Origin of the sequence: Bacillus sp. EKM206B, assembly GCF_011066015.1 — a bacterium.
Classification (GTDB): domain Bacteria; phylum Bacillota; class Bacilli; order Bacillales; family Bacillaceae; genus Bacillus; species Bacillus velezensis.
The window spans coordinates 56,404-74,399 of record NZ_JAAMNL010000008.1; the positions used below are offsets into that span (position 1 = coordinate 56,404).

Genomic DNA, 17,996 nt, shown 5'->3' on the forward strand with positions numbered 1-17,996 from the left:
CCTTGCAGACATCATATAATATGAAAAATAAGGAGAGATAAAAATGGAAGATGCAGGACTATTACTTATTCGAATCATGATTGGTGTGGTGTTTCTGTTTTATGGATCACAAAAATTATTCGGCTGGTTTGGCGGATACGGAATTAAAGGAACCGGACAATGGTTCGAGTCAATTGGAGTTAAACCAGGCAATGCCGCGGCCGCTTTATCAGGTCTCGGGGAACTCGCAAGCGGAATTCTATTTATTTTAGGTGTTTTCCTCCCGCTCGGAGCTGCTATTATAACGATTATTATGTTAGGTGCCATCGTAAAAGTCCATGGAGCGAAAGGATTTGCCAACGGTGCCGGCGGTTTTGAATATAACTTGGTGCTGATTGCAGTCTCCATCGGAGTTGCACTCATCGGTTCAGGGGCGTACGCTTTGCATTTTTAATATAAGTATCTAAGAACAGTTACTGAAAAGCGGTAACTGTTCTTTTATTTTCAAGCACAACGTTCAGGTGCTCTGAATAGCAAAAAAGCGGATATGTTCAATATAAATGTGTATAGTGGAAGTACGCGATTGATGAGCTTGGTCATGAAAGACGAGCCGATTGGAGGAGGGTTTTGTTGAAAGAGATGGCAGAATTACATTCATTAGATTCTATCGAGAATTTTATTAAACAGCATCAATTCAGTTTTATCTACATTTCAAGACCCGCCTGTACAGTATGTCACGCTGTTCTGCCGCAGCTCAGAAAAGTATTGGATCAGTTTCCGAATATCAAATTGGGGCATATCAATGCTGACGAGGTAGAAGAGGTGGCCGGCAGATTTTCAGTCTTCACTGTTCCCGTGCTTCTTTTGTTCATTGATGGGACTGAGTTTCTGAGAGAAGCCCGCTTTGTTCATTTTGAACAGCTCGAAGAAAGGCTGAAAAGGGTTTATCAGTTATATCAAGATGTATAAAGCGTTTATGCTTTACAAATAAAAAGCCCCCTTTAAAGGGGCTTTTATCCGGCCTTTTTTACGTTATTCGGACCGGGGTTCTAAAAAACGGGACCCGCCCAAGTCTTTTCTCATCAGATAGATATGGAAAAAATATTCTCCGACGGCGATGATGACGGCGGAAATAAGAGCGGCAAACGCCAGTCTTCCTCCGGAAATGCCCATGGACAGCGGCATTCCCATCAGCCAGACAACAAGAAACGCGATTCCGAAATCAGCGGACGCCGCCGTGATATTATTCCATCTCGGAAGCACGTACAGGTCACCCGTAAAGTAGGAAACGGCTCCCAGCACAATGGTCATCAGCAGCACGTCGCCGAATGTAAAGCGAAAACCTAAGCCGAGTATCAGATACAGAATAATGATGGTCATAATGCCTTTAATGGCAAGCGCTTTAATGTGTTCCATGCGAATTCCTCCTTATGGAAATCATGTTAGTATGTTTCCTCATAACGTGAAATATAAACCCTTTTTTCGTGAACATTTGTTTTCTGGCTTTTGGCTGTCATCACTGGGCCGCTGCTGAATATGATGAAAGGAGAAAATACGGGAGGTGTCATGATGGCAGTCGTAAAAGCGTCGAGCGCCGATGTCGATCTAATGGCAAGGCTGCTCAGGGCGGAAGCGGAAGGCGAAGGGAAGCAGGGAATGCTTTTGGTCGGCAATGTGGGAATCAATAGGGTGCGGGCGAATTGTTCTGATTTTAAAGGCCTGCGCACCATCAGGCAGATGGTGTTTCAGCCGCACGCGTTTGAAGCGGTGACTCACGGATACTTTTACCAGAGACCGCGTGAATCCGAGCGGAGGCTTGCCCGCAGGAACATTAACGGAGAACGGTTTTGGCCGGCTAAATTCAGCCTGTGGTATTTTAAGCCTCCGGGCAACTGCCCGCAGACTTGGTATGGCCAGCCGTTTGTCGCCAGATTCAGATCCCACTGCTTCTATCAGCCGACAGGTGAGACGTGCGAAAACGTGTACAATACATTTTAATCCCGGGCGCACCGTTCTGAGAATGAACGGTGTTTTTTTAATTTTTTGTGAAGAAAAATAGGAAAAAAGTGCGCTTGACGGATGACAAGCCAAAAACAAACAGAGGGGGTTTTCTCCCGGCGGGGCAAGGTTTGTCGAAACAATGTGAAAAATGTCTCCCGCCGTCCATTTTTCAGCCTTACAAACCCTTCACACTTCTTCATAGCGGTTTAACATTTCTTTTTTATAATAAGGGCGATCAATGAGACGAAAGGGGAACTGACATGACACATGACGGCCGTTTAGATGAATGGATCAAGGAATTGGAGAACAAAAGCTTTCAGAACAATACGTTTGACCGCCGCGCATTTATACAGGGCGCCGGGAAAATCGCCGGTCTTTCCCTCGGGTTAGCGATCGCGCAATCCATCGGCGCGTTTGAAGTGAATGCCGCTCCGAAATTTTCAAACTATCCGTTCACCCTCGGCGTAGCCTCCGGCGACCCGCTGTCTGACAGCGTCATTCTCTGGACGCGTCTTGCCCCTGACCCGCTGAATGGGGGCGGCATGCCGAAGCAGGCCGTGCCGGTAAAATGGGAAATCGCCGCTGATGAACATTTTCGTCACATCGTCAAACGCGGAACGGAAATGGCCAAGCCGAATCTCGGACACTCCGTCCATGTCGAGGCGGACGGGCTCAAGCCCAATAAAGTGTACTATTACCGGTTTAAAAGCGGGCATGAGCTCAGTCCCGTCGGCCGGACGAAAACGCTGCCCGCTCCCGGTGCTGACGTATCCGCCATGACATTTGCATTTGCCTCATGCCAGCAGTATGAACACGGCTATTATACAGCGTATAAACATATGGCGAAGGAAAAGCTTGATCTCGTGTTCCATCTCGGAGATTACATTTATGAATACGGACCGAACGAATATGTGTCAAAAACGGGAAATGTCAGGACGCACAGCAGCGCTGAAGTGTATACACTGTCAGATTACCGCAACCGTCATGCCCAATACCGCTCTGATGCCAATCTGAAAGCCGCCCACGCCGCATTTCCGTGGGTCGTGACGTGGGACGATCATGAGGTGGAAAACAATTATGCCAATATTATCCCTGAAAAAGGCCAATCCGTTGAAGCGTTTGTGCTCAGGAGGGCCGCAGCTTATCAGGCTTATTATGAACACATGCCGCTCAGGCGCATGTCATTGCCGAACGGTCCTGATATGCGGCTGTACAGGCAATTTTCTTATGGCAATTTAGCATCGTTCAATGTGCTTGATACAAGACAGTACAGAGATGATCAGGCCAACGGCGACGGGAATAAGCCGCCTTCTGATGAGTGGAGAGATCCGAAGCGTACATTGATGGGGACAGAACAGGAGCAATGGCTCTTCGGAAATTTAGCCGCCTCAAAAGCGAAGTGGAATGTGCTGGCGCAGCAAATCTTTTTCGCGCAATGGAATTTCGGAACAACCGCCAATCCGATATACAGCATGGATTCATGGGACGGCTACCCGGCTCAGCGGGAGCGGGTCATCAATTTTATAAAAAGCAAAAACCTGAACAATGTCATCGTGCTGACGGGTGATGTTCACGCAAGCTGGGCGTCAAACCTGCATACCGATTTTAATCAAACGAATTCAAAGATTTTCGGAGCCGAATTCGTCGGAACTTCCATTACATCTGGAGGAAACGGAGCGGATAAACGGGCCGATACGGATCAGATCTTAAAACAAAACCCGCATATTAAGTTTTTCAACGATTACCGCGGCTATGTCCGCTGTACGGTGACCCCTGCCCAATGGAGAGCGGATTACAGAGTGGTGCCGTACGTGACGGAGCCGGGGGCTGAGGTATCCACGCGGGCTTCATTCATTTATCAGAAAGACCAGACGGGGATTCGGAAGGTCTCTCAAGCTGCGGTTGCAGGCGGTGTAAAGCAGTCAAATGAGGTGGAAGAGGATCGTTTCTTCGCCCATAACAATGCGCATGAAAAGCAAATGAGAAAGAAACGGGCCAAAATCTCACAATAAGGAGGCACACTCATGTTTTCTAATATCGGCATTCCCGGGTTGATCCTGATCTTCGTCATCGCTCTCATCATTTTCGGGCCTTCAAAGCTTCCGGAAATCGGCCGTGCCGCCGGCCGCACGCTGCTTGAATTTAAAAGCGCCGCAAAAACACTGGTCTCAAATGAAGAGCCGGACAAGCAGACGGCTGAGAAAGACAAAACGGCAGGCTGAATCCTGACATGGGGGCAGACGAATCCGCTTCTGCCTCTTTCTCTATAAGGAGGATGTACGATTGGATAAAAAAGAAACCCACTTGATCGGGCATTTAGAGGAAGTCCGGCAGCGTCTCATTAAAACCGTTATCGCCTTTCTCGTGTTTTTTATCGGCGCCTGCTGGTTTGTGCAGGATATTTATGACTGGCTGATCAAGGATTTGGATGGCAGGCTGGCCGTTTTAGGGCCGAGCGAGATTTTATGGGTATATATGATGATTGCGGGAATATGCGCCCTTACGGCAACGATTCCGGTTGCCGCTTTTCAGCTCTGGCGTTTTACGGCGCCGGCTTTGACTTCGTTTGAACGCCGCGCCGCTTTGCTTTACATTCCGGGGCTTTCGGTTTTGTTTATAATCGGAATTTCCTTCGGGTATTTTGTGCTGTTTCCGATTGTGCTCGGATTTTTAACACAATTATCCGCCGGCCATTTTGACATGGTATTTACGGCGGACAAGTATTTTACCTTTATGCTGAATCTTACATTGCCGTTCGGATTTTTGTTTGAAATGCCTTTGGCCGTCATGTTTCTGACACGGCTCGGAATCGTGAATCCAACCCGGCTGGCAAAGGCGCGGAAGCTTTCGTATTTTGTGCTGATCGTCGTCTCGGTGCTGATTACGCCTCCGGATTTTATGTCCGACTTTCTCGTCATGATTCCGCTGCTCGTCCTCTATGAAATCAGTGTGACGCTGTCCCGCATCGTTTACCGGAAGAAATGGGCCGAGGCGCCGTCTGCAGCTTAGTGAAGTTCGCCTCCGCCGGTCTCAATATCGTCCTCATGCGCCGCGGCGGTCACCGCGGCGATTTTGAGCGCTTTTGTCACGAGATCCAGGCTGAGGCTCGGCGCTGACTTCTGCAAGGTTTGCTCCGGAATGTACGGGATGTGTATAAACCCGCCGCGGATGTGCGGATGATGGCGGCTGATTTCATCCATCAGCCCGTAAAAGAGGTGATTGCATACAAATGTCCCCGCCGTGTAGGATACAGCCGCGGGAATGCCTTCCTTTTTGATTTCCTCAACGATCCGTTTGATCGGAAGGCCGGTCCAATAGGCCGCGGGACCGTCTTGAGAAATGTTTTCCCCGACAGGCTGGTTTCCTTCGTTATCCGGTATGCGCGCCTCATTGAGATTGATCGCGACCCGTTCCGGCGTGATCTGCATTCTGCCGCCTGCCTGTCCGACACAGATGATAATGTCAGGCTGATGCTTTTTGATCGCCTCGCGCAGCACGGCAAGAGACTTATAAAAAACGGTCGGCACTTGTTCAGATACGATAGAGGCGGGGCCCTCAGCGGCACCATTCAGCCGTTTGACCGCTTCCCATGAAGGATTGACCGTTTCCCCGCCGAAGGGGTCAAAGCCTGTCAGCAATACTTTTTTCTCCATATAAAACCCTCCTTTTCTTTTTACCATACTCTATAATGGACATATATTCCTGCCGAAGGGGGAAACATGTCTTGAATTCGCCTCTGGTGCAATACCGATCTTTATTTCCGGCGCTCCGCACACATACGATGCTCGCCAGCTGCTCTCAAAGCGCTCTTGCCCTGCCGGTTTCAAAAGCGATCAATGACTATCAGGAAAGCCTGCTTCAGCATGGCGGAAACTGGGAAGAAGCCATTGGACGAACGGAGCAGGCAAGGTGTGAATTTGCGAAATTGATCGGCGCCCATCCTGAAGAAATCGCCGTTTTACCTTCAGTAACGGCTGCTGTCTCTGCCGTCGTTTCTGCTTTACCGGATTGCCGAAAGAAACAGGCGGTGTATACGGAATTGGATTTTCCGGCGATCGCCCACATTTTGAAGGCACAGACTGAGATGGAGCTTTCAGTCGTGCCGTCTGAAGATGGAATGATCCCGTTAGAGCGGTATGAGACGTACATATCGGAACAGACGCTTTTCACCTGTGTGCCCCATGTGTCATATACGTCCGGTTTTGTCCAGGATATGAAGCGCATTGCCGAGATATCCGCAAAGAAGGGATCGCTTCTTTTTGTCGATGCTTATCAATCAGCGGGGCACATCCCGATTGATGTAAAAGAATGGGGAGTTGATATGCTGGCCGCGGGTGCGAGAAAGTATATGCTCGGCATACCGGGAACGGCGTTTCTTTATGTCAGAAAGGAACTTGCCGAACGGCTGAAGCCGAAAGTCACCGGGTGGTTCGGGCAGCAGCGGGCGTCGATGCTGGATTCAACCCGTTTTTCTTATGCGGACGGAGCCAAACGCTTTGAGACCGGAACCCCGGCATTTATCAGCATATATGCGGCACAGGCGGCTTTATCTCTAGTAAACGATGCCGGCACAGACCGCATTCACCGGGAAGTAAAAAAACTCAGCACATTTGCGTATGAATACGCTTTTGAAAAAGGGTTGCACCTCACAGGGCCGCCGTCTGCCGATGACAGACCCGGCATGATTTCCATACGGGATGAAAAAGCGGCGGAAACGGCTGCGCTGTTGAGGCGGAAAAACATCGTATGCGCACCCAGCGGACAAATCATCCGGCTGGCGCCTCATTTCTATAACACGGCTGACGATCTGATCTATGCGATTGATGAACTGGCTGAAGCGCGCGGTATATAAAAAAACAGCAGACTCACGGGGAGTCTGCTGTTTTCTTATGAGTGATTCACTTTGACCCGTTTCATAAAGAAGGCGCTGATCAAGCCGATAACTGCGACAATCATCGCGAAGATAAAGGCGTGCTGGACGCCCGCAATCAGCGCGTGAGAGTATGCGGAAGGATCATTCGGGTTTTTCACGGTGCTCATATAATTCTTCTGCCCGGCTGCCATGATGCTGACCGCCACCGCAGTGCCGATTGCGCCGGCCATCTGCTGGAGCGTATTCATAATGGCCGTTCCGTCCGGGTAAAATTCCGGCGGCAGCTGGTTTAAGCCATTCGTTTGCGCCGGCATCATGATCATGGAAATGCCGATCATCAGGCATGTGTGGAGCACGACGATGAGAATGGCCGTTGAAGTGCTGGTAATGTTTGAGAAAAACCAAAGTACGGCGGCCGTGATGACAAACCCGGGAATGACAAGCCACTTCGGTCCGTATTTATCAAACAGGCGCCCCGTCACCGGAGACATAAAGCCGTTTAAAATACCGCCCGGCAGCAGGATGAGCCCGGACGTAAACGCCGTCAGCATCAGTCCGCTTTGTAAATACATAGGCAATAGGAGCATTGTTGATAAGATAACCATCATACAGATAAATACAATCACGACACCGAGAACAAACATCGGATAGCGGAAAGCGCGCAGATTCATCATCGGCTGCTTCATTGTCAGCTGCCTGATGGAAAATAAGATGAGCGCGATCGCACCGACAGTGAGCGAACCGATAACCGTCGGGCTTGACCAGCCGTCTGATCCTTCGCCCGCATTGCTGAATCCGAATACGATGCCGCCAAACCCGATCGTAGACAGAATAATGGAAAGCACGTCAATTTTCGGTTTTGTAATGTCAGACACGTTCTGCATGTAGGCGATGCCGAATAAAAGAGCCAACACAAGAAACGGCAGGGAAATCCAGAAAATCCAATGCCAGTTCAAATGCTCTAACACAAGCCCTGAAAATGTCGGACCGATCGCAGGAGCGAACATGATGACAAGCCCGATCGTCCCCATCGCCGCTCCGCGCTTATGCGGCGGAAAGATGACGAGGATTGTATTAAACATCAGCGGCAGCAGCAGCCCGGTTCCTAAAGCCTGCACGATTCTTGCCGCCAAAAGAAACGGAAAGCTCGGCGCAAGCGCTGCAATCAGCGTGCCGATAATGGAAAAAGCTAGTGAAACGATAAACAGCTGTCTTGTCGTAAACCATTGCAAAAGCAGACCCGATACCGGGACAAGAATACCGAGAACGAGCAGATAGCCCGTCGTCAGCCACTGGACGGTCGCAGGAGTGATATGTAACTCCTTCATCAGGTCAGTCAGGGCGATATTCAGCGCCGTTTCACTGAACATGCCGATAAACCCTGCCGTCAGTAAAGAAATCATGATCGGCATGACTTTATATTGTTTGGAAGGCTGAGCGTTTTCCAAAATCATTCTCCTCTCTTTCTATACGTACATGTCTCTCGTATTTTATGTCTTCAGCAGGTTCGGGATTTGTTTAGAAATATGGAGGATCGGCATTTTGTCTTTTTTGGCTAAGGACACAATGATGCCGCCTTCTATCATGGCATTTAAAACAGTGCTGATTTCCGCCGCTTTCTCATCAGAAAAACCGGCTGATCTCAATTTGCCCGCGAACAGATTCTCCCATTCCTGATAAGCGCTTTGACAGGCCTGCCGGAGCTTTTCGCTCTTTAAAGCAGTCTCGGCAGCCAGTAAACCGACAGGAAACCCTTCAAAGTTCTCCGGACATGTGAATTGGCTTGATAAGTCCTGTAAAAACGCTTGAATGCTTTCCGCAGGATCAGGATGGGCATCAAGGCTTTCTTTTATTTTCATACGGATATAATGGCTCATTTCATTGACAGCCTCAATGGCGAGCTGCTCTTTGCCGTCCGGAAAATGATAGTAAAGAGAACCTTTCGGCGCACCGCTTTCTTTAATAATCTGATTCAGCCCCGTGCCGTAATACCCCTGAAGCTGAAACAGCCTGGTTGCCGCGGCGAGGATTTTTTCACGAGAATCTCCATAGCTCATAATGTTCCCACCTTACTGATTTTTGACAAATTTAAAATATAGTGACTGGTCTATTATCTTGATTTCACATGACGGTATCAAGGTTTTTTAACGGTTATTTTCTTCGGGAGGTTGCCTGACAAGCGCGTTGACCGGTGAGAGGAAAATCTTCATAAATAAAGAAAAGGAGAGAAAAGAATGAAAAAACAATTCATGCCCTTTATTACATTTATCACGGCTCTGCTCTTCATCGCGGCCGGCTGCTCCCAATCTCCTCAAGCGAAAGAAACACCGCCCCGGACGGCAGCCGCAGCCTCAGCGAAAAAAGACGGACTTCCGAATGTTAAAATTCTTGCCACCGGCGGCACAATTGCAGGCGCTGCTCCTTCAAAGACGTCCGCTACGGAGTACACGGCGGGGGCAATCGGAGTTGATGCCCTGATTCAGGCCGTTCCGGAGATAAAAGAGGTCGCGCATGTGAGCGGAGAACAGGTTGTGAATATCGGCAGCCAGAATATGAATAACGAGACACTGCTGAAACTTGCAAAACGGGTAAACAAGCTGCTCAAGTCTGATGATACAGACGGCATTGTCATTACACATGGAACAGACACACTTGAGGAAACCGCCTACTTTCTCAATCTGACGGTCAAAAGTGACAAGCCCGTTGTTGTCGCCGGGTCAATGAGGCCGTCCACGGCGATCGGAGCGGACGGGCCGTCCAACTTATATAACGCTGTAAAAACAGCGGCTGCGCCTGATGCGAAAGGCAAGGGGACGCTTGTCGTATTAAATGACAGAATCGCTTCGGCGCGCTATGTGACAAAAACCAATACAACCGCGGCCGACACATTCAAATCGGAAGAAATGGGTTATATCGGAACAATTGCTGATGACATCTATTTTAATAACATCATGACCCGAAAGCATACGAAGGATACAGATTTCAAGATAGATAAACTTGATAAACTGCCGCAGGTCGATATTATATACGGCTATCAAAATGACGGAAGCTATCTCTTTGAAGCCGCCGTAAAATCAGGGGCGCAAGGCATTATTTTTGCAGGCCCGGGAAACGGCTCAATGTCTGATGCGGCGCAAAAAGGCGCCGTAAAGTCGGTCAAAAGCGGGCTGGCGGTCGTCCGCTCCACAAGGACGGGAAACGGAACGGTAACACCTAATCGAGAGTATGAAAAAGACCATTTGACAGCTTCAAACTCTCTCAACCCTCAAAAAGCGCGGATTCTTCTAATGCTTGCGCTGACAAAAACGCATGACCCTAAGCGGATTCAAACCTATTTCAATGAGTACTAGGAGAAGAGAACCGGGTGTTCTCTCCTTTTTTGGTATGCCGTATTAAAGCATAAGCGTGCTTTCGGGAAAGGGACGTCTTTCTCATTTTTCCGCTCTTTTTTTAATTGTTGAAAACAGTAAAAAATACACTATTTTTTCCTTTTCTTCTCTAATAGAATGAAAACTGCAAAAATATTACATAGCAGGAGGAAAGTTCATGAAACATATAAAAAGCAAAATCCTAGTCATCCTTACAGTTTGTATGCTGTCCGTCATTTCCGTATTTGCCTTCCAGCCGACCGTATCGAAAGCCTCCTCAGGGCATAACCCTGTTGTCATGGTACACGGAATCGGCGGGGCGTCCTTTAACTTCGCGGGAATCAAAACATACTTGGCATCCCAAGGCTGGTCAAGAAAAGAGATGTACGCCATTGATTTCTTAGACAAAACCGGAAACAACAGACACAATGCGCCGAGACTGTCCAATTATGTGAAAAAAGTGCTCAGTGAAACAGGTGCGAAAAAAGTCGATATCGTCGCGCACAGCATGGGCGGCGCCAACACGCTCTATTACATTAAAAATCTTGACGGCGGAGACAAAATCGCAAACGTCGTCACACTGGGCGGAGCGAACGGCCTTGTGACCAACCGGGCGCTTCCGGGGACTGATCCGAACCAAAAGATTTTATATACATCGATTTACAGCTCAGCGGACTTAATCGTCCTGAACCCGCTGTCACGGCTGATCGGCGGGAAAAACGTGCAGATTCACGGTGTCGGACACATCGGACTTTTGATGAACAGCCAAGTAAACGGGCTGATTAAAGAAGGTCTGAACGGCGGCGGACAAAATACAAATTAACAGTTTCAAAGCCCCGGAGAATGAGAATATCCCGGGGTCTTTTTTTTCTTCCATATTCTTTTTTCGCCGTAAACCAAGCCCTCTGAAGTTATTTTTGTTAAAATAATAAAGTTATATCAGAATTCGGAGGGTTTATTGTGGGAAAAGTGAAAAGAAATGCCCCTTGCCCATGCGGCAGCGGGAAGAAATATAAAAAATGCTGCGGAAGCAAAGAAGCTGCCATTCCGGCAGACATCGCGGCAAAAGAAGCGAAACAGATTCAGGAAAGCCTAATGGAGTACGCCTTTACAGCACATAGAGACGGCATATCATCATTTATTAACCAGCACGCGTTCATTACGGAGCTGGACAGACAGACAAAAGACATCGGAGTCTTCAACCTCGGCATCTGGGGAATTTTCTTCCGTCCGCTGGCAGGCGGCAAGACGATTTTTGAAGAATATCTTCAGAAAAAAGCCGGCGGCATCAACCGCCCGAAAACACGGGAAATCGTTGAATCATGGAAAAGCATGACACCTGCCGTTATGGTGCTTGAAGATGTGAAAGAAGGAATGATTCACTTTGAAGATGTGATGACGAAAAAACAATTCAAAGTGGAAATGGACGTCAGCCAGCAGGATCTTCCGCCGGCGGGAAGCCTGATTCTCGGCTATCCGATCCACGAAGCGGAAAAAGCGGAGTTCTTCATGCAATTTACGATCTTCCCTGTGAAGCGGACCGAAGCTCTAATCAGCAAAGTGAAAAAGGCGGCTGCCCCTGCTCTTGCGGAAGGAAAATCGCCTGAGCGCTTTATGCAGGAGGACTTCGACACTGTGCTGGCCGCTCTTTTAGGAACGGCGGAAGAGCCTGAGCAGGCTGCTGAAGAAAAACAGGCCGAGTGGGCGAACGACATGGAGAAGGAAACGGCAGACGCCATTGAAAAAGGCCTGAGCGGGGATGAATACCCGGCTGAGCTGGTTCCGGCCGTAATTGATCTGTGGAAAACGTTCTGTGTCAAAAAAACACCGACGATCAGAAAGCCTGAAGCTTTCGCGGCGGCGGTCGAATATTACGTAAACAGCATTTCTCTGAACGGCGCGTCCGTTTCTCAAGCCAAGCTGGCGAAGAAGTACGGCGTCAGCGCCTCAACGATTTCCAGCCGCTATAAGGAAATCGAGGGTGCTCTCACGGATGAAGCCGAACGCTTCGCCGCAGCTCTGACATCTTAATACACAGCCAAAAAAACCTTGAAGGGCAAACGCTTTTCAAGGTTTTTTTTGCAGATAGGCTCTCATGCAGGATAATTCTTACCGTCTATCTAATACTAAACAGAGCGATAAAAGGAAGGGAGCCTGAGCCATGGATGAGACACGTACGCTGGGCAGGACGGATTTACGGGTAAAGCGTATCGGTTTTGGCGCAAATGCGGTCGGAGGACATAATCTGTTTCCGAATCTTAATGATGAAACGGGAAAAGAACTCATCCGCACAGCATTGGACGGCGGCGTCAATTTTATTGATACGGCGTTTATATACGGTTTGGGGCGTTCCGAAGAGTTAATCGGTGAAGTTGTCGCAGAGCGCGGCGTGCGGGACAGCCTCGTGATTGCGTCAAAAGGCGCGCATAAAGAAGTCAACGGACAAATCGAGCTGGACAACAGCCGTGAATTTCTCCGGAGTGAGGCGGAAAACAGCCTGAAGCGGCTGAAAACAGACGTGATTGATTTGTATTACGTCCACTTCCCTGACGGCAAAACACCGCTCTCCGAAGTGGCGGGCACGCTAAAAGAACTGAAGGACGAAGGGAAAATCAGAGCAATCGGCGCGTCCAATCTCAGCTTCCGGCAATTGCAGGAGTTTAACGCCGACGGCTATTTAGAGGTTTTTCAATCGGAATATTCACTGATTCAGCGTGAGGCGGAGCATGATCTGCTGCCTTATTGTGAAAAGAACGGCATTTCCTTTATTCCTTATTTTCCGCTTGCTTCCGGCTTGCTGACGGGAAAGTTTACAAAAGACACAGTCTTTGAGGACAACCGAAAGAACAGGCCGCCGTTTCAGGGAGAAGCTTTTCACCAAAATCTGGAGCGAGTGGATAAGCTTCGGGCCGTTGCGGAGGAAAAAGGGGCGCAGACAGCGCATATCGCACTCGCATGGCTTCTGTCGCAGCCGGCGGTGGATGCGATCATTCCCGGAGCCAAACGCCCCGACCAGCTGAAACACAATCTGGACGCGCTTAATGTGCAGTTAACCGAGGATGAGGTTCAATATATCAGTGACATCTTTAAGTGAAAATAAAAAAAGGAAATAGCCTGCGCTATTTCCTTTCTTGTTGTCAGGACGTTTTCAAAAACGCTTCTGTCAATCCTTCCAGATCGGCGTCTGTATCCAGATACCACTGGCCGCGGGCGTTTTTCTTCATCTCAATTTCTCTTGTAACAGAAGAAGAAGCCGGTTTCAGGCGCATAAACTCTTCCGGATAGACAGAAAGCAGGTGGCTGACAATTTCGTTTTCATCAGCATCAGGGTGCTTTCCGGCATAGTCTTGCACGCGGTCTTGCAGCTGGCCCGCAAGCGGAGACATATCAAGCGGCGTCACTTTTGCTTCAAGGACGGCTTTTTTGCCTGACATGGATTTGGTATGCACCTTGAGCTCTGTGTTATCCCGAAGCGCTGATGACATGGCGTCAATAATAGCGGAAATGGCTTTTGAGTCCGCCTGTTCTTGTGAAATGCCTGCAGAAGCGATAAAGCTGGCTTTCGCCGATTCCTGATATGCGGCGGCCGTCATTTTTTCATTTACACCAGTCAGGCGGGTGAAATCTTTATTGTGCTTGCCGTACAGCATCACATCAATGTATGCGGATAATGCGTCCGCCGGGTCAGGTTTTGCGTTGGAGGCTGTGCCTTTGACTTTCAGTTTATAAGATAAAGGCTTCGCGTCTTTTGCCTGCGGCTGATATACCAATTCATAGGATTTGCCTTCGTCAGCCGTGAAGTACAGATTGCCCGTCACTGTCTTACCCGCATGAAGCGTGCCGCTCTGCATCAAGTCTTCCTTATCGGCCTTGGCTGTTTTCGCGTCATCCTGATAAAGTGAGAAGTCGCTGCTTTTGACGGTAAGCGGGTCTTTGCCCGTATTTTTGACGGTGACCGTTACTTTCAGCGCGGCCGGATGTTCAGTATCGTCTGAAGCGGCCCATGCCGTCTCTTTTATTTTCACTTTCGCCGTGCTGCTTTCCTGGCCGCCGCTCGTTTTGCTGCTGCACGCGGCGGTAAATGCCGTGAGAAGCAGAATGAAAAACACGGCGCTCATTTTTTTGATGGACATCTGGTTTACCCCCTGTTGTTAATGATTAATTCGATAGTCATGAAGATGGACAGGTTAATTATACTAGTTTTGTATAAAAGAGTCTTGGTAATCATCAATCTTTTTGGAAGAAAAGGAAGTGTTATGATGAATAAAGAAGAATTGAAACAGCTGGCTCTCCGAATCGGAAACGTACCTGCCCGCTACGAGAGTAATGTGGAAGAATACCGGGAAGATGAGGTTCTGTTTTGGTGGGAAGATAAGAATGATCCGGAAGCCGGCATCATGGTCGAATTGGACCGGGACGGAAAACTGAAATCCTTATCCCGTCCGGCTTTCCGGACTGATCTGCCGGCTCTTTCGGAATCGGACATAGAAGAACGGATGCGGGCGTTTGTAGAAACCCATCGTCCGGGGGCATTGGCTGAGTTCGAATTGGAGAAAAAAAGCTCCGCAAATGATGGTGATGTGAGATATTCCTATGTTCAGATGGCTGACGGTCTGCCGCTTCCGCTGACCGGGTTTTACGCCGACCTGTCTTTGACAGGGGAAGTAACCGGCTTTTCTTACCATGGGAAGGCCGATAATCTCTTAAGACCCGGAACAATTGCGGACAAGCGGGAAGCATTGGCTCACTTTGTCAAACATATTGAAGCGGAGCTGTTGTTCACCGTACTGCATCAGTCCGTCTATGTGCAGGGGGATGACAAGCCCCATCTCGTCTATGAAATCGTGTCTCCGACGCGGCCGATATCGGCTGACCTGAAGGAAGAGAATGCAGAAATAGACGAATATGAAGAGCTGGAAGACGACATGCTGCCGTATGTCCCGATTTCACGCCCTGCACCTGAAGCGGAAAAGATGAGCATCAATGACATGATCGGGCTGCACGACGGTTTTTATAAAGAGAGGGAAAGCGATCTTGGAGACGGCCGCATCGGCATTGCCTGGCGTCCTGAAAAAACAAAATCCGTCCGGAAAGATAAAAGCTTAGAAAGTCTGTTTAAAGAACGGAATGAACATGTATTGAAAACAATGCATGATAAAGAATCGGGCCGGCTCGCCGGAGTGATGTCATTTATACATAGTGAAGGCGAACCGGAGTTTTCCGAGGAAGAATGCCATCACATGGCCATCCGCTTTTTGTTCGCCATGTTTCCGGAAGCGGATCAGTATTTCCGGGTTCAATATGATGAGCCGGATGATGAAGGAGAAAACGTGGGACTTACATATAAGGCTTGTTCAGGCGGCGTTGATTTGCGATTCGGAGAGGGGAGAATCTGCGTCAGCAAAAAGACGGGTCTTGTCACTGTATATATGCCGCCGGAAATTGATCCGAAAGAGCTGGAGGAAATCGATCCCGTTCCTTCATTGACAATGGAAGAGGCGAAGGACGCGATCCGCCGGGCCATCAAAGCCGAGCTCGCTTGGGATCGTTGTTACGAAGACGGCAGCTGCGGAAAAGTGTACAGGCTCGTATATAAGCCGGTTTTCCCGCGGTTTATTGAGGCTCATACGGGAGAAGTGATCACGAGTTTAATAGGCTGAAGGTCATGGGCGTTCGTCCCGGGTCTTTCATGGGAAATGTGACTTTTGTATGGGAAACAGCCGCTCTGAATACGGCTCTTTTCCCTCTTTGCTAAAAATAGACACATAAAAGGCACTTTCTTCCCTTTAAAAGGATAAGGACGTTTTTATATAATTAAAAACAGTTCTTTTTTATACACTCTTCTGAAAGGATGACCCCATTGCTGAAAGAACATCTGAGAAAAAAAGCGCTGGAGATCGGGAACATACCGCCGCACTATGAGCTTGAAATAGAAGATTATGATGAAAAACAAAAAACGAGAGCCTATTATATATGGAAAGATCGTAACCATCCGGATAAAACGGTAACGATTGAGCTGGGCGACGACGGATCTTTGCTTACCTATTCACGCAACGACTGTCCGGGTTCAGACATGCAGCTGTCAGACGCCGAATTAAAGCTGACGGCTCTTCGGTTTGCGGCGAGACACCGCCCGCTTACTTTTATGAATTTCATCTTTCAGGCGAGGGAAGAACGCAATGGGTGCATCCGATTTATCTATACAAAAAAAGTGCTCGGCCGGCCGCTTCCCGATTCAGGTTTTTTCGTTGATGTAACCAGGAGCGGCTTCGTCGTGCAGTTTATCTATTACGGGGATAAGGGTGAAGCGCCCGTCCCGGAAACATTTGTCGATCGGGAAAAAGTCGTCTCGCATTATATGAGTGTGCTGACATTCAGTCTCGTCTATGATGTGGTCAATTTTGAGAAAATACCGCGTCTCGTCTATGAACCGATTCTGCCGGCTTACAGCTATCCGGCCGGTGAAGATGATATCGTGCCGGATCAGCAGCTTTGCGAAGACAGGAATGAGCCGGCAAAACCGCTTCCCGCGTTTGAACATAAACGGGAAATCAGCCTGGATGAATTGATGGGGTTTACCTCGGATATGGTTCAGACGCGCCGGCGCGATCTCGGGGATGAGATCGGAACGACATGGCGGAAAGGGTCGGTTCCGGAACGGAAAGATTTGAGTATCGAAAGCTATTTTGAAAGCAGCAACAAAAATACAATGAAGATGAAAACGGACAAAAAGACAGGGAAAATGACAGCCTTTAAATCTTTTATTGAGCATCAGGGCCCGGCCTTTTATTCTGCGGAAGAGTGTGAGACCGTCGCGCTTCAATTTTTATACAAGCTTTATCCGAGAGCGGACGAGTTTTTTAAAATGAACCCGCTGAAAACGGACGGAAGGGGCAGGTTCCGCTTCCATTTTTCCGTATGGCATCAGGATATTCCGCTGCGGTTCGGCGCTGCGAGAATACTTGTCAGTCCCGTAACGGGGCTTGTGGAAGCTTACATGGCGCCTGACATTGACCCGGAGCAGCTGGAGAAGATCAATCCGGTGCCGGCCGTTACTCCCGAAGAAGCAAAGGCCGCTTTTTTATCCGATTTCCATTTGCGGCTGGAGTGGCAGCGCGATTTTACGCCGTCCGGCAATGAAGGATATAAGCTTGTGTACAGGCCTGTCTATCCTCCGTACATTGATGCGCAAAAGCGAAAAAAGAAAAGGTTTTATTAGCCAGGGATCATTTGTAAATGAGGATAATCTTTAAAGCCTCTCCAATCGCCTCCCCAATCAAAACCGAGCGTTTTGGCAATCGATACGACCTCAAGCCAATCGGGCGTGCCGTTTCGGTTTCCGTCGTACGTCATATCCCAAATCAGGCTTCCATCCTTTTTTTGCAGGGCGAAGTCGATCGCAAGGCCGTAATTGTGGTAAGATTCCCCGCCTTTTGCGTAGGTGACGATATTTCCTTTTTTTGAACGTCCTTGACGGTACAATTCGTTTTGTTCCTCAATTGATCTGAAACCCTCTGTAATAACGACGGTGATGCCTTTTTTCAGAGCGGCCGTCTGCAATAGCTCCGCATTCTGTTTCACGAGCGGATGAAGAGCGCTTGGAATGGCTCTATCTTGTAATGCCGTCTGCGGCCTCAGTTCTTTCTGCACATAGGAAAAACATAGGTCTGCGGAAAAGAAGAGGATCAAAAGCAGCGCAATTCTGACTGGTAGTTTCATGGTGAATTCTCTCTTTCTTTAATTGATTAAAATCTTTGTTTGCTCACTGCCATAAA

The 17,996-nt window shown here is 48.7% G+C and carries 19 protein-coding genes; 13 read left to right on the forward strand and 6 right to left on the reverse strand.

The genetic code is table 11. The features are described from left to right. Nucleotides 1–43: 43 nt before the first annotated feature. Together G9F50_RS15070 and G9F50_RS15075 are read left to right on the forward strand one after the other, a co-directional pair. Nucleotides 44–433 carry a DoxX family protein gene (locus tag G9F50_RS15070; RefSeq protein ID WP_007609195.1) on the forward strand — a complete coding sequence of 130 codons (390 nt, stop codon included), beginning with the start codon at nucleotides 44–46 and terminating at the stop codon, nucleotides 431–433. A 176-nt stretch (nucleotides 434–609) separates the two neighbouring features. Next, nucleotides 610–948, forward strand: a complete 339-nt coding sequence (locus G9F50_RS15075) for a thioredoxin family protein (RefSeq protein ID WP_007409022.1) — start codon at nucleotides 610–612, stop codon at nucleotides 946–948. 63 nt (nucleotides 949–1,011) lie between these two features. On the opposite strand, the gene G9F50_RS15080 is transcribed toward G9F50_RS15075, so the two are convergent. Then, nucleotides 1,012–1,395, reverse strand: a complete 384-nt coding sequence (locus G9F50_RS15080; protein WP_003156684.1) for a DUF2512 family protein — start codon at nucleotides 1,393–1,395, stop codon at nucleotides 1,012–1,014. Between the two features lie 153 nt (nucleotides 1,396–1,548). Between G9F50_RS15080 and G9F50_RS15085 the strand changes: the two genes are divergently transcribed. The 4 genes from G9F50_RS15085 (at nucleotide 1,549) to tatC (ending at nucleotide 4,989) form a co-directional block, all read left to right on the forward strand. After that, the gene (locus G9F50_RS15085) at nucleotides 1,549–1,977 is read left to right on the forward strand and encodes a cell wall hydrolase (protein WP_003156683.1); all 429 of its coding nucleotides are present in this window, start codon (nucleotides 1,549–1,551) and stop codon (nucleotides 1,975–1,977) included. A 263-nt stretch (nucleotides 1,978–2,240) separates the two neighbouring features. Continuing rightward, nucleotides 2,241–3,992 carry an alkaline phosphatase D family protein gene (locus tag G9F50_RS15090; RefSeq protein ID WP_033575133.1) on the forward strand — a complete coding sequence of 584 codons (1,752 nt, stop codon included), beginning with the start codon at nucleotides 2,241–2,243 and terminating at the stop codon, nucleotides 3,990–3,992. Between the two features lie 12 nt (nucleotides 3,993–4,004). Next, complete coding sequence (locus G9F50_RS15095) at nucleotides 4,005–4,202, forward strand: twin-arginine translocase TatA/TatE family subunit (RefSeq protein ID WP_003156681.1); 198 nt, start codon at nucleotides 4,005–4,007, stop codon at nucleotides 4,200–4,202. Between the two features lie 61 nt (nucleotides 4,203–4,263). Next, nucleotides 4,264–4,989, forward strand: a complete 726-nt coding sequence (gene tatC, locus G9F50_RS15100) for a twin-arginine translocase subunit TatC (RefSeq protein ID WP_060563019.1) — start codon at nucleotides 4,264–4,266, stop codon at nucleotides 4,987–4,989. Here tatC and pcp read toward each other — a convergent pair. Continuing rightward, complete coding sequence (pcp, locus tag G9F50_RS15105; RefSeq protein WP_007409027.1) at nucleotides 4,986–5,633, reverse strand: pyroglutamyl-peptidase I; 648 nt, start codon at nucleotides 5,631–5,633, stop codon at nucleotides 4,986–4,988. The two genes, tatC and pcp, sit on opposite strands and share 4 nt — an antisense overlap. A gap of 71 nt (nucleotides 5,634–5,704) precedes the next feature. Between pcp and G9F50_RS15110 the strand changes: the two genes are divergently transcribed. Next, complete coding sequence (locus G9F50_RS15110; protein WP_060563020.1) at nucleotides 5,705–6,832, forward strand: aminotransferase class V-fold PLP-dependent enzyme; 1,128 nt, start codon at nucleotides 5,705–5,707, stop codon at nucleotides 6,830–6,832. Between the two features lie 35 nt (nucleotides 6,833–6,867). Here the strand turns inward: G9F50_RS15110 and lmr(B) are convergent, their stop codons facing one another. After that, complete coding sequence (gene lmr(B), locus G9F50_RS15115; RefSeq protein WP_060563021.1) at nucleotides 6,868–8,307, reverse strand: lincomycin efflux MFS transporter Lmr(B); 1,440 nt, start codon at nucleotides 8,305–8,307, stop codon at nucleotides 6,868–6,870. Between the two features lie 36 nt (nucleotides 8,308–8,343). Continuing rightward, a complete protein-coding gene (gene lmrA, locus G9F50_RS15120; protein WP_015416737.1) occupies nucleotides 8,344–8,910 on the reverse strand; it encodes a transcriptional regulator LmrA in 567 nt (188 codons plus the stop codon). A 177-nt stretch (nucleotides 8,911–9,087) separates the two neighbouring features. On the opposite strand from lmrA, the gene G9F50_RS15125 reads away from it, so the two are divergent. The 4 genes from G9F50_RS15125 to G9F50_RS15140 all read left to right on the forward strand — a co-directional run bounded on the left by G9F50_RS15125 (nucleotide 9,088) and on the right by G9F50_RS15140 (nucleotide 13,315). After that, nucleotides 9,088–10,203, forward strand: coding sequence for a type II asparaginase (locus G9F50_RS15125; RefSeq protein WP_060563022.1), 1,116 nt, complete (start codon nucleotides 9,088–9,090; stop codon nucleotides 10,201–10,203). 196 nt (nucleotides 10,204–10,399) lie between these two features. Then, complete coding sequence (gene estA / locus G9F50_RS15130; protein WP_003156672.1) at nucleotides 10,400–11,044, forward strand: lipase EstA; 645 nt, start codon at nucleotides 10,400–10,402, stop codon at nucleotides 11,042–11,044. 137 nt (nucleotides 11,045–11,181) lie between these two features. Next, entirely contained in the window at nucleotides 11,182–12,252 is a 1,071-nt protein-coding gene (locus G9F50_RS15135) for a helix-turn-helix domain-containing protein (RefSeq protein WP_060563023.1), read from the forward strand. Between the two features lie 130 nt (nucleotides 12,253–12,382). Then, on the forward strand, nucleotides 12,383–13,315 hold the full coding sequence (locus tag G9F50_RS15140) for an aldo/keto reductase (protein ID WP_060563024.1): 933 nt from the start codon (nucleotides 12,383–12,385) through the stop codon (nucleotides 13,313–13,315). 43 nt (nucleotides 13,316–13,358) lie between these two features. Here G9F50_RS15140 and G9F50_RS15145 read toward each other — a convergent pair whose 3' ends face one another. Further along, nucleotides 13,359–14,354 carry a DUF5105 domain-containing protein gene (locus tag G9F50_RS15145; protein WP_060563025.1) on the reverse strand — a complete coding sequence of 332 codons (996 nt, stop codon included), beginning with the start codon at nucleotides 14,352–14,354 and terminating at the stop codon, nucleotides 13,359–13,361. A 126-nt stretch (nucleotides 14,355–14,480) separates the two neighbouring features. Here G9F50_RS15145 and G9F50_RS15150 point away from each other — a divergent pair, with 126 nt between their 5' ends. Together G9F50_RS15150 and G9F50_RS15155 are read left to right on the forward strand one after the other, a co-directional pair. Then, nucleotides 14,481–15,881: a YcdB/YcdC domain-containing protein gene (locus G9F50_RS15150; protein WP_060563026.1), complete on the forward strand. Its 1,401-nt coding sequence runs from the start codon at nucleotides 14,481–14,483 to the stop codon at nucleotides 15,879–15,881. Nucleotides 15,882–16,081: 200 nt separating this feature from the next. Further along, nucleotides 16,082–17,440: a YcdB/YcdC domain-containing protein gene (locus G9F50_RS15155; RefSeq protein ID WP_060563027.1), complete on the forward strand. Its 1,359-nt coding sequence runs from the start codon at nucleotides 16,082–16,084 to the stop codon at nucleotides 17,438–17,440. Here G9F50_RS15155 and cwlK read toward each other — a convergent pair. Further along, nucleotides 17,437–17,940 carry a peptidoglycan L-alanyl-D-glutamate endopeptidase CwlK gene (gene cwlK / locus G9F50_RS15160; RefSeq protein ID WP_060563028.1) on the reverse strand — a complete coding sequence of 168 codons (504 nt, stop codon included), beginning with the start codon at nucleotides 17,938–17,940 and terminating at the stop codon, nucleotides 17,437–17,439. The genes G9F50_RS15155 and cwlK overlap by 4 nt on opposite strands. Between the last annotated feature and the right edge of the window lie 56 nt (nucleotides 17,941–17,996).